Raw genomic sequence first — 12,575 nt, forward strand, 5'->3', positions numbered from 1 at the left:
ATAGTAAATAGGCAAGGTAAAGAATAAAGAGAGAGCAGTGTTATCGTATTGAGCATTAACCTTCATGGCGGTTGCTCTGAAGGTTAATGCAATTTTAGATGACAACAAACTCGTCTCCACCAAAACGGTCTAAGATAGCCTCCTTCCGCATCACTTTTTGCAGGCATTGGGCTGCTTTCCTGTAATAATTTATCCCTTACAATATGGCTAAAACTGTTATTGATTGAAAATTTTAAAATTAGAAAGATATAAGCGTTTCAAAAGGAGTCTAATGGCTTTGTACCAACAGTTCCTTTGCATGTGAACGTGTTTGCTCAGTAATGGTTAAACCACCTAGCATACGGGCTATTTCATCAACTTTTTCTGCAGCATCTAAAGGTATGATCTGTGAGTAGGTTTGGGTATTATCACTATGTTTTTCCACAACAAAATGGTGATGCGCGCAAGAAGCAACCTGTGCTTGATGAGTAACGCAAAACACTTGTAGGCGCTCACCTAGTTTGCGTAATAACTGTCCCACCAGAGCAGCTGTGGCACCCCCTATTCCTACATCCACTTCGTCGAAAAGAAGCGTGGGCGTAGCCCCACGCTGTGCGGTAATCATTTGGATGGCAAGGCTTATTCGTGAAAGCTCGCCTCCCGAAGCAATTTTTGTCAGGGAATCAGGCACCATGCCAGGATTTGTACAGACTTTGTATTCTACTTTATCCAAACCATGTGCCTGCATTTTTTCCAAGGCAGTGAATTCAATTTCTATATAGCCTTTAGGCATTCCCAGTTGTTGAATGCAATCCGTTATTTCTTGAGCTAATTTTACTGCATATAATTGCCGTGATTTTGTGAGTTTTTGAGCGGCTAATTCGAACGCTTGGATTTGTTGCTGGTACTGTTGTTTTAAGTGGAGAGCCTTGCTTTCGGAATCTTGTAATTGCTCCAATTCTTTTTGTAAGGATTGGGCATGATTGGGTAAGTGCTTGGCATCAACATGATATTTACGTGCCGCTTGGTGTAAAGCACTAATTCTGGTTTCTACTTCTTGTAAGCGTTCGGGATCTAATTGTACTTGTTCTGAAAAATGTTCTATTTCATCCAATGCTTCTTCGCATTGAATCAGGGCGCTGTTAATCAATTCACAGGCATTTCTAATTTGAGTTTGCTCCTGCGGTAATTCATGCAGTAATTGTATGATTTGATTAAGCTCTTGGCAGATATTAGGTTCATTATCTGCATTGAGTAGATGAGAAATTTGCTGTGTATGTTGTAAGTAATCCTGTGCGTGATGTAACAATTGATGCTCTTCATGCAAAGCCTGCATTTCATTTTCATGTAAGGCAAGTGCTGTTAATTCCTCAATTTGAAATTGTAATAAACTGATTTTATCACTTTGTAGCTCTTGATTTTGCAAGGTTTCCAGTTCTTGTTTTGTTTTTGACACTGTTTATAGAGTTTATTAACCTCTGTGACTAATTCGCTGTGGCCAGCATATTGATCCAACTGTTCTCGATGGGTCTGATGTTGCATGAGAGTTTGATGCTGATGTTGTCCATGAATATGGACCAGCATTTCACTTAATTCTTTGACCTTCTGTAATGGGAAAGGTTGGCCATTGATATAAGATTTAGAGCGTCCTTCACTATATAGAACTCGGCGAAGCATAATAATACCTTCATCACAACTGATATCCTGCTCTACAAGCCAGCGGGCAGGCTCAGAATCTGCTTCAAAATGGAAACAGGCACTTATATCGCATTTTTCTTCACCAGTGCGGATAACTGAGGCGTCTGCACGGCCGCCTAAAGCGAGCATAAGCGCATCAATCATGATTGATTTACCAGCGCCAGTTTCACCGGTAAACGCAGTCATACCATTAGCAAAGTCAAGTTCTAGTTGTTTAACAATGGCAAAATTTTCAACGCGTAAGGTAGTCAGCATGATTTATCCTGATGTTTGGATTCCCAGCCTAATTTAACTCGTAGGGTATCGTAATAATGATAATCACGAGGATGTAGCAAACGCAGTTGTTGGGCATTTTTTCGATAGAAACTAATTGTCCGGGTTTTACTAATCGAGACTCATGGCCGTCACAACTGATGCGTAAATCACTTTCATTACGCTCGCTGATTTTTAAATCAATTTTCACCCGACCATCAACGACTACGGGCCGTGAGCTTAGGCTATGAGAAAACATAGGTACCAGAACAATGGCATTAAGTTGAGGGTGCATAATGGGACCACCAGCTGATAAAGCATAGGCTGTTGAACCAGTAGGGGTAGCCAGAATCATACCGTCTGAACGGTAACGACTGACGAATTGCTGATTGATGAACACATCAAATTCAATCAGATGAGTCTCATTGCCACGGCCTAATACGACATCGTTCAAGGCATCGCCTTGGAAATAGACTTTTTCACCGTCATGAATACGGGTATGCAATAAAAAACGTTGTTCTTCCTCGTACTTACCTGTTAATACGGCACTAAGATGTTGTTCTATGTTATTGGGTGAAATATCAGTTAAAAAGCCCAGACGGCCGCGATTAATGCCGATCACTGGAACATTAACCTTAATTGCCATGCGTGCGGCAGATAGTAGACTGCCATCACCACCTACTACGACGATCAAATCCTCCTTGTCGCCCATAGCTTCGCGCGCAAGGGTTGGCAAACTAATATCGAAATGCGAAGCGGTATCAATATCAAGAAAGGCGGCCACTTGTTGGCTTTGTAAAAAATCAACTAAGCGGTGTAAGCTTTCATTGACACCTTGATTGGCTCGGTGTTGTCGTGCATACAAAATAACTCGTTTGAATCGTTGTTTCATGTTCTGCTGCTTAGATTATTTAATAGCATGGAGGATTGTAGAATGCTTTTGCCATACTACAATACCATTTTTTCCGTTTAAAAAATGGATGACATGAATGCTGTTTATAGTAGATTGGCTAAAGGAGAAATCCCGCCTGTATGTCAGCAGGCGGGAAAGAAGGTATTAATCTTCACTGGATGCACGTGAAGCACGTTTACGCTCGTGTTCTTTTAAGGATTTCTTACGTAAACGAATCGATTGTGGTGTTACCTCAACGAGCTCATCATCATCGATGAATTCTAAAGCTTGTTCCAGTGTAAGTTTGATTGCTGGAGTCAAGATAATATTTTCATCGCTACCTGATGCACGTATATTGGTGAGTTGTTTTTCTTTAGTGACATTCACGACTAGATCATTATCACGGGCATGAATACCGACAATCATCCCTTCGTAACAAACAGTTTGAGGTTCGATAAACAAGCGGCCTCGATCTTGTAAATTGAATAGAGCAAAGGCACGCGCGGTACCTTGGCAATTGGCAATCAAAACACCGTTAATTCGTTTTCCAATGCGTCCACGAATAGCTGGGCCATAATGATCATAAACATGATACATAAGCCCTGTGCCTGAAGTACTAGACAAAAATTCAGTATGGAAACCTATCAAGCCGCGTGTTGGAATAATATAATCCAGCCGAACTCGTCCTTTGCCATCAGGAATCATGTTTTGCAATTCCCCACGGCGCTCCCCCAGTTTTTCCATAATGCTGCCCTGATGATTTTCTTCCACATCAATCGTCAAGCGTTCATAGGGCTCTTGTTGCTCACCGTTTTCTTCGTGCAGAATGACTTCTGGTTTACAGATAGCTAATTCAAAACCTTCACGCCGCATATTTTCAATGAGGATTGATAAATGTAATTCCCCTCGGCCAGAAACCCTGAATTTATCTGGGTCTTCCGTATCTTCTACTCGTAAGGCCACATTATGTAGTAATTCAGTTTGCAAACGTTCACGCACTTTGCGGCTGGTAACAAATTTGCCTTCTTGGCCAGCGAACGGTGAATCGTTAATCTGGAACGTCATACTGATCGTTGGCTCATCTACTGTCAATGCGGGTAATGCTTCAACATGGTTAGGGTCACAGAGCGTATCAGAGATATTAAGTTGTTCAATGCCGGTCACAGCGATAATATCACCCGCTCTTGCTTGCTCTACTTCAACTCGCTCAAGCCCTTTGAAGCCAAGTAATTGCAATAAGCGGCCACTACGGACATTACCGTCTTTATCAATAATTTTAACTGGTGATTTGGCCTTAATTTGACCACGCGTAATACGGCCGATACCAATGGTGCCTACATAGGAAGAATAGTCCAGAGAGCTAATTTGCATCTGGAATGGGCCGTCGGCATCTACATCTGGCGGAGCAACCTTATCGATAATGGTTTGCAGCAATGCATTCATATCCGATGCTTCATCGTCGAGGTCAAGCTTAGCATAGCCATTTAAAGCAGAGGTATACACAACTGGAAAATCGAGTTGGGCATCAGTGGCGCCAAGATTATCAAACAGATCAAAAAACCTGATCCATGACCCAATGAGGTCTTGCGCCAGGGCGATCAATTTTGTTGATGACCACAATAGGATTTAAGCCGCGGGCAAATGCTTTTTGTGTCACAAAACGCGTTTGAGGCATTGGGCCGTCAACGGCATCGACTAACAGCAACACACTATCAACCATCGATAGAATTCGCTCAACTTCGCCACCAAAATCAGCATGCCCTGGAGTATCAACGATGTTAATTTGATGATCCCGCCAGTGGACGCAAGTATTCTTGGCTAAAATGGTAATTCCTCGTTCTTTTTCCAGCGCATTAGAATCCATCAGGCGCTCAACTTTAGGAGCACGTTCATTTAGAGTCCCTGTTTGTTGTAACAGTTTGTCGACCAAAGTAGTTTTGCCATGATCGACGTGAGCGATGATGGCGATGTTGCGAATTTGTTCAATCATAAACGACCTGTGTTTGACGATAAAGGAGGGCTACATGACTTTTAAGCAGTGAAGCAAAAGCAGAGCATCTGTTCATGGATTCGCCATTATACATGGATTGCTGTGTAAATCCTATCAGGCTCTCTTCTTACTTGTGAGACTTCTTTCGAAACTCTACTGCATTGGTAGCGAGTTTCGAAAGAAGTCTGTTGTAAAAAGGCTAACAACATTTACTTTGAGTCTGCAGCAACTTAATTTAAGTATAAGACATTAACCATTAAGCAATATGAGATTAGAGGCCTGCCTTTAATAGAACAGGCCAGAAAAGGCTGGGCTTAATGCATCGCCAATGGCAGACACATCAGTAAGGTCATAATATAAAAAAGGCTGGTTTTTAATGCTCGTCGCCCTTTGATCAAAATAGCCATCATGGTTAAGCCGATAACACCCGGGTAAGTCATCTCGAGTATAGGGGCTAAAAAGGTAGCAATACCTTTAAAATCAAGCAGTGAGATGATAAATGAGAGACTGGTAGTTATAACTAAGAGCAGTGGAAATTTGTCATGACTCAGCTTGAATAGAGAACAAAGATAGCGAGCATAGAGATTATTCAAAGCAACTGCGGTAGTCAGGCAGGAAAAAACATGGCAACACCCATAAACAGTGTCGCGTTACTACCTATCGCATGTTTGGCAATACTTGGTAACATCAGTTCAGGTGTTACATCCTGAATTAGGAATGAATAATGGGAGCCAAGAAATACCAAGCCCAGATAGATCAGAGCTAAAAGGGATGCACCGAGAATAGACGATTTAACTGCAAACAGAATAATTTGACGAGTATTGGCTTGCGGCAATGATTGTTGTATCTGAGTAAAAATAAGCGCCGAAAAGAAAAATGCGGCGAATAAATCCATGGTCTGGTAACCAGTGGTGAATCCATTCATAAAAGCCACGCTTCTGGTTGCTTGATCGGCGGGTTCTGGTGCCTTAATAATAGCGATGGTAATCAGGGTAATCAGTGTGGTCAGCAAGATCGGACTCATCCATTTACCCAGAATTTTGATCATCACTTTGTCATTTAAGCAGAAGAAAAAGGTGATAAGACAAAAAACAAGACTAAAAGGTGTCAGAGTAAGTTGTGGCATTAAATAACTAAAACTACCATAAGCAACAGTAATACAGCGGGGAACAACACCAAAAGAACCAAGAAGGGAGAGCATAAACAGTGGTAATAGCAAACTAGCTAGTTTGCCGGCTTCACCAAAAAAGCATGGTAATTTCCCTGATATAGTTTAATAACAAAAAGGCCTAAAAGTGGTAATAAAATGCCGGTTATCAGTAAGCCTGTAAAACCCATGAACCAAGAGTTTCCAACTGCATAACCAATTTGAAGCGGAAAGACCAGATTGCCTGAGCCAAAAAACATCGCAAAAATTGCGAAACCATAAACTAAGATGGATTTATATTGTTGCATAGCCTGTCCCCGATTTTTTATTTTCGTTTAGATGGTGGATCAATGTGTAAGGGGGTAATTAAATGGCCGCGAGGGCCACATTGACGACTAAGACAACGATAAGAAGGAGGCTTAGAATAACAACATGATAAATATCTATTTTTCTTGCCTGTGGCAGAAAAAATAATAGTTCAGACTGTGGTGTAAACAATAATTTTATCATGAAATAAATCGTCTTTAATATGCGCAATTTTGCTGCACTCTAGATCCTTTATACACATTATCGTGCTTATTGGCAAGAGTAAATAGGCGCGAAATTTTACAAATTCTTAACCAATCTTTGTATTAATTACTGATCTTTGTTGTGTCTTGATCTGGCAAAATGAGTAAGTTTTATTCCATTGATTGCGGAGGAACCCAAATGGGGATTGAAAAAGACAGCGCTCTGAAAGAGCAAATACTCACTGAAGAAAGAAGAAAACAACTGGAAATAAAAGCAGAATTGACGAAGCTTAATAGTGAAAGGCGTGAGGCCAATGCCAAAGATTGCCATGCGAAAGATGCTCAAGGTAATCCTGCACCAAAATCCTACTGGCAAAAAGTAGCTGAAAATGCTCAGGTACTGCAAAGGAAAAGTATGGAAAATAATGTCGATTGGGTTTCCGGTATGAATGCAATTATCAATACTATCATGGAGTTATCGCTTGCCATGGCCTACAACCCTATCGGGAATAGCGATTATGCCGCTTTAGGGGCGCTGAATATGGCCGGAGAGTTTGTCCACGATATGCTCCCTTTCAAACAAACTCGTGAAGCGGCTTGGGAGGGTGTTGCTGGCTGGACAATGAAGAAAATTGGCACTGGACCTCTAGGAAAATTGGGTTTAGGAACGTCCATACCTGCTATAAAATTTAGCGTGAATGTGGATGATGAAGGGCATCTAACGTCTTCAGCAACCAAGAATGGTATTGCCTTTTCAGAAAAGGAAAAATGCATTTTGATACCGGTGTATTATGGTGGGCGGAGCAAAATGGCTACAAGCCAGAGGATCCAAAGGCAGAAACACTGGTACTAAAAGATAGTGATGGTAATGTGATGAATAATGAGAGGTTCAAGAAACTCAGTATGGATCCAAGCAGGGGCTTAAAAAGTTTGATGGAAGGACGTTTCGAAATGAATATGGATTATGTCCAGGCATCCTCTCCACGACTTTAAGCGCAGTGCAGATGCTCTTCTGAGTGGCTGCAAAGAATTTACTGCGGTGAGTTTACCCTTTTGAAATTGGATAATGAATGATGTTATGAAAAAGACACTTTCATTATTCTTGTTACGATAGCCGTGAGATTGATTGGCCATAAACCGTAGTGCTTCACCCTGCTGTAAGGGTTGCCAGGATTCATTTAACAAGATTTCCATGCTGCCACTAACTACAACAACATGTTCAACAACACCCGGTTCATGTGGGGTTGATAGATGTTCGCAGCCAGGTAGAAGTTCAATGACAAAAAATTCAAAATTTACTTCTTCATCAAAGGGAAAAAGAGGGGTAATACGAATTTGCTCATCGTGATGACGAAGGCTCTCCATATTGGCGGCGCGGTAAAGAAAGCCTTGCTTGGCAATGGGTGACTCTTCCAAAAAGGAAGAAAAAGAGGTATGAAACCCATTGGCGATTTTCCACAAGGTTGCCACGGTAGGGCTGGATTCCTGGCGTTCAATTTGACCAAGCATCGCTTTACTGACCCCCGTTTCCTGAGCGGCTTTGTCGAGACTCCAACCACGCTGTTGGCGTAAATTTCTTAAGGTTACGGCAATATGTTGAGCTATATTTTGCAAATTTAGTTCCTAAATAGATTGTGCGTTATAGCGCACGATGATACCATACCAGGTCTCTTGTGCGTTATAACGCATGAAAATTAGTGTGCAGCATTAGCAAATTCACGAGAATCCTTGGAAAAATTATCATTCGGGTTTTATTATGAGTAAAAAATTCTCTCTTTCCAATATTACCGCCGGTTTTATAGCAGTACTGGTCGGATTTAGCAGTTCTGCTGCGCTTATTTTTCAGGCTGCGACAACAGCGGGAGCAACGTCTGCGGAGATTAGTTCTTGGGTTCTGGCTCTCGGCATTGGAACAGGAATTAGCTGTATAGGACTTTCACTTTATTATCGCATGCCTATTTTAACTGCTTGGTCAACTCCTGGAGCGGCCTTATTAACTACAGGGCTATCGGGTGTTTCCATGCCTGAAGCCATTGGTGCGTTCATCTTTTCAGCCTTGCTTATTATTGTTGCTGGTGTAACGGGTTGGTTTGAGCGAGTACTGATGCGTTTGCCGCGTGCGTTAACAGCGGCAATGCTGGCAGGCATTTTATTGCGCTTTGGTTTGAATGTTTTTATTACTATGCAACAGCAATTCTTACTGATTTGCGCGATGTTCATTAGCTATCTGTTTGCTAAACGCTATTTTTCTCGTTACACCATTCCCATCGTTTTGCTAGTTGGGGTATTTAGTGCTGCAAGTCAAGGTCTATTGCAGTGGCAAAATGTGCATGTTGCCGTTTCTTCGCCGATATTTACGATGCCAGTTTTTTCATGGCCAGTGCTACTTAGTATTGGTATCCCACTCTTTCTAGTAAATATGACTTCGCAAAATATTCCAGGCGTTGCTGCACTTCATCACGCTGGTTACCATCCACCAATTTCTCCTTTAATTAGCTGGACAGGTATGACGAACTTCCTTTTAGCTCCCTTTGGTGGTTATGCGTTTAATTTGGCTGCGTTTACGGCTGCAATTTGCATGAGTGAAGAGGCAGGTAAAGAGCCGACCCAACGATACCGTGCGGCGGTTTGTGCAGGATTTTTCTATTTTATTTGCGGCATTTTTGGAGCTACCGTGGTTGCTTTATTATCTGCTTTTCCTAGTGAATTAGTTTTAGCGATAGCAGGATTAGCCTTATTTGGTACAATTGCAAATAGTTTGAAAGCCGCATTAGAAGAGGAAAAACAACGCGAATCTGCTTTAATTACCTTTCTTGTTTCTGCTTCGGGAATATCATTTTGGGGAATTGGGGCTGCTTTCTGGGGACTAATAGCGGGTGTACTATCCTTAGTATTATTAACTCATTATAAAGCATCCCCCTCACAGGAAGATACTAGAGTTGATTTGAGGGCTTTACATTAATAAGTAAAAGGTAGTTTATGTTCTTATGACTAACTTAACCGACCATGGCCGCCAATATTGTTTTTTCTTAATTCTCAATTACCGACCCAATTTAATTTATGTCGTTATTTACAAGAGCAAGGCTGGTCTGCGACCCATTTGGAAGAGCAGGCTGATTTTGGAGAAGGGAATTTGCAATTTAATCTACAGGCGGCTGAACAACTTGAATTTAAACATCGTCTGGCTGAGTTAGTACATAAATATTGTTCTGAGGCGATGCCTCTGACGTATTGTATTAATGATCAAAATTGGCTCTCGGTATTACAGGATATCGCTGATAAATACTATCACTATGATGGGCAATACTTCGATCAAATCGATAATTTAGTGTGGATTTTAAAGCCAGCGTTATTGAACAATGGCAAAGAAATAAGAATTTTCCAGAAATTAAGTGAATTGGAGCGGCATTTTCTTAGTAACAAGCGTATAGGTGGGGAGCAGGTCTTACAGCAGTATCTAACGGAGCCACATTTGTTGCGTGATAGACACAAGTACAGTATTCGTATGTTTGTAATATTTACCAATTACGCTGGGGTTTATCTTTATCCGCAAGGTTATTTTAATGTTGCTTTGCATCCGTTTGAATCACAAAATTTTCTTGATCTTCGTTCCCATTTGACTAATGAACATTTAAGTGATGAGGAGGCAAATGTAGTACAGATTCCTGCGCAGCGATTTGCTATTTTTACTGTATTTTACCCTTTAATCAAATCAATTTTAGTTGAGATCATTAAGGGGCTGCAACAACTCTATCCACAGGCCTTTGTTTGTAATAAACGGCGTGAGCTGGCTATTTTTGGTTTTGACTTTATGGTTGATAAAAGATCAGCGACTATGGCTTCTGGAAGCCAATCATGGGCCATGCTTTCCTATTGAGGATGAACATCCTTTACAAAAATATTTATATTATGATTTCTGGCAGGCTTTTATTGCTAGCTTCGTTATGCCTATAGCGACAGAATGTGCTATTGAACAAATTCAATATCAACATTTTGAACCTATCTGAATTTTATCTGCTACATGTTGATTGTAAAAGATTGACTACGGGTGAAATTGATTTTTTGTAGCACTGTTTGACAAAAAATAATGAGTCAATTACGATAAATTCGATTTTTTAAAGATGGCACGGGGTGCCGGTTTACCGGCTGAGAAATACTCGTTGAACTTGAACTGGCTAATACCAGCGTAAGAATGCCTTCAAATAGCTCCTAGCCCTAGCTGATGGAGTCCTTTTGCCATCTCCCTTATTTTTTTAAACCAGGAGATCGAGCAATGCAGACACTTCATTCAAGAACTACCCTTCTTCTTAATTGGCGCGCCAATCCTTACCATACTCCGATTTTTGTTGCGCAGGCAAAGGGATATTATCGCCAAGAGGGCATTCAATTAGCTATTATGGAGCCTAATGATCCCAGCGATGTGACTGAGATTGTTGGTTTGGGCAAAGTAGATTTTGGATTGAAAGCAATGATTCATACTGTAGCGGCCCGAGCTAAAGGCTATCATCTAACGTCTATCGGTACGTTGCTTGATGAACCACCTACAGGCCTGATTGCCTTAAAATCAAGTGGCATTAAGACTTTCCATGATATCGTTGGCAAACGAGTTGGTTATATTGGTGAGTTTGGTAAAAAAATTATTGATGATTTGGCAATACTTGCTGGAATTGAGCCCACAAGTTATGAGACAGTTCGTATAGGGATGAACCTTAGTGATGCTATTTGCCGTAATAAAGTTGATGTAGGCATTGGTTTTATTAATTTTCAGCGTGTCGAATTAGCGCATTTGCGTGGAGAAACCGTTTTTTACCTCTTGATCAATTAGCTGGACTTGGTTGCTGTTGTTTTTGTTCTGTCCAGTTTATTGTGCCTGAATCTACATTACAGCAGCCAGAGTTAATTAAAGGCTTTCTCAAAGCGACGCAACGCGGGGCAGCTTTCACAACGTCATATCCCTATGAAGCCTTTGAATTATTGTGCGAGCAACAACCGCAATTGCGGCAAGAGCTGCATAAGCAAGTGCTTATACATACGCTGCCTTTTTTCTCGCAAAATTTGCACAATGTTCCACGTGACTGGCATAAAGTAGGGCTTTATGGTCAGCATTTAAAAATTATCGATAAAGATTTTGCTATTTCCAGTTGTTACACCAATGAATTTTTATCTCCAAGCCCTTATTCTGAAATAGAGCCGATTGCATGCTGTATCGATTTTTCAGACACGCCCGAAGTTAGTTAGGTACATTATTAGACTTTTTTGGAAACTCTATTACAGAGGAGAATAGCTTCGTCGATACGGTGCTCGAATCCTCATGTACTGGCGTGTACAATGCAATTCTGTGCTCGCTGACTCCTCGCACTTCTCTCTCAGTAGCGAGTTTACGAAGAAGTCTATTGTGTTGGTATCTTGCGGCGCGTGAATTCTCACTGTTTATAGTCCGCGCTCTTTTTGAGTCAATATGGTCGAGACAAACAGAAATAGGGGATAAATAGCTGTATTTTAATGTTATGTATTATTCCGATGGATTTGAATTTTATAAAAATCAAAAACATCTGGTATGTTGTTTGCTAAACTATTATTAAAAAGTAAAGTAATGGGGAGCTTTATGAAGCCTTTGATTCTACATCCCACAGAACTTAGCCAGTGGCATGCTTTAGTGAACGAGGCGCAGGCGTCCACTAGTCTTATACTCAATGAGAATACAGAAAGTTATTTGGTTTTTCTGCTAATGCGTTTTTCCCAAGGTACCAAATTAATAGAATCAGTTATTGCTCTTGATTTTCTTGAATCAATGAATAATCCAAGGCGGCGCCAGCTAGAATTATTAAGAGATGTAGGTGATAAAAGCTTACTCTTTTGTGGGCTTTTCCCTGGAATTGCTGAGCGCCGCCGTCTTAGTCTTGATTATTTTGCTGATATGGGGCAGGCCGCTTATCTGACGATTGGCGAGCTGCATGATAGGCAATCAGGCGATCTCTACCTGCAATTAAGCGCACAATTTCTGCATCTCCAACAAATTTTACGGGCGATGCGCGGTGATGTTTTGCAATTTAACAATGATAACATGCTGAAAGTTAATTCACTTTTACAATAAACGATTTTTACTCG

6 protein-coding genes, 5 pseudogenes and 1 riboswitch are annotated in these 12,575 nt (G+C 41.0%); of the genes and pseudogenes, 5 read left to right on the forward strand and 6 right to left on the reverse strand.

Translation table 11 applies throughout. The features are described 5' to 3' along the window. Positions 1-268: 268 nt before the first annotated feature. The 5 genes and pseudogenes from recN to BN58_RS35750 form a co-directional block, all read right to left on the reverse strand. Positions 269-1,932: pseudogene (gene recN, locus BN58_RS22130) on the reverse strand (DNA repair protein RecN). Next, positions 1,926-2,821 (reverse strand): annotated as a pseudogene (locus BN58_RS22135) (NAD(+) kinase). The pseudogenes recN and BN58_RS22135 overlap by 7 nt, the downstream one beginning before the upstream one ends. A gap of 165 nt (positions 2,822-2,986) precedes the next feature. After that, positions 2,987-4,811: pseudogene (gene typA, locus BN58_RS22140) on the reverse strand (translational GTPase TypA). Between the two features lie 314 nt (positions 4,812-5,125). Continuing rightward, positions 5,126-6,012, reverse strand: a pseudogene (locus tag BN58_RS04760) (branched-chain amino acid transport system II carrier protein). Positions 6,013-6,035: 23 nt separating this feature from the next. After that, positions 6,036-6,266: a branched-chain amino acid transport system II carrier protein gene (locus tag BN58_RS35750; RefSeq protein ID WP_019215871.1), complete on the reverse strand. Its 231-nt coding sequence runs from the start codon at positions 6,264-6,266 to the stop codon at positions 6,036-6,038. Positions 6,267-6,627: 361 nt separating this feature from the next. Here BN58_RS35750 and BN58_RS04770 point away from each other — a divergent pair, with 361 nt between their 5' ends. Then, the gene (locus BN58_RS04770; protein ID WP_026069259.1) at positions 6,628-7,320 is read left to right on the forward strand and encodes a hypothetical protein; all 693 of its coding nucleotides are present in this window, start codon (positions 6,628-6,630) and stop codon (positions 7,318-7,320) included. Between the two features lie 68 nt (positions 7,321-7,388). Here the strand turns inward: BN58_RS04770 and BN58_RS22145 are convergent, their stop codons facing one another. Continuing rightward, positions 7,389-8,081, reverse strand: a complete 693-nt coding sequence (locus BN58_RS22145) for a helix-turn-helix domain-containing protein (RefSeq protein WP_156812362.1) — start codon at positions 8,079-8,081, stop codon at positions 7,389-7,391. Positions 8,082-8,223: 142 nt separating this feature from the next. Between BN58_RS22145 and BN58_RS22150 the strand changes: the two genes are divergently transcribed. From BN58_RS22150 to BN58_RS22165, 4 genes and pseudogenes are all read left to right on the forward strand, one after another. Then, on the forward strand, positions 8,224-9,429 hold the full coding sequence (locus BN58_RS22150; protein ID WP_019215873.1) for a benzoate/H(+) symporter BenE family transporter: 1,206 nt from the start codon (positions 8,224-8,226) through the stop codon (positions 9,427-9,429). A 57-nt stretch (positions 9,430-9,486) separates the two neighbouring features. Then, the gene (locus tag BN58_RS22155; protein WP_051131835.1) at positions 9,487-10,344 is read left to right on the forward strand and encodes an ATP-grasp domain-containing protein; all 858 of its coding nucleotides are present in this window, start codon (positions 9,487-9,489) and stop codon (positions 10,342-10,344) included. A 240-nt stretch (positions 10,345-10,584) separates the two neighbouring features. Beyond that, a riboswitch (TPP riboswitch) is annotated at positions 10,585-10,677 on the forward strand. Between the two features lie 63 nt (positions 10,678-10,740). Continuing rightward, positions 10,741-11,705: pseudogene (locus BN58_RS22160) on the forward strand (ABC transporter substrate-binding protein). A gap of 367 nt (positions 11,706-12,072) precedes the next feature. Next, positions 12,073-12,561 (forward strand): hypothetical protein, encoded by a 489-nt coding sequence (locus BN58_RS22165; RefSeq protein ID WP_040916144.1) that lies wholly within the window; start codon positions 12,073-12,075, stop codon positions 12,559-12,561. Positions 12,562-12,575 lie beyond the last annotated feature (14 nt).

The sequence above is a fragment of the Legionella tunisiensis genome (assembly GCF_000308315.1).
GTDB classification, from domain to species: Bacteria; Pseudomonadota; Gammaproteobacteria; order Legionellales; family Legionellaceae; genus Tatlockia; species Tatlockia tunisiensis.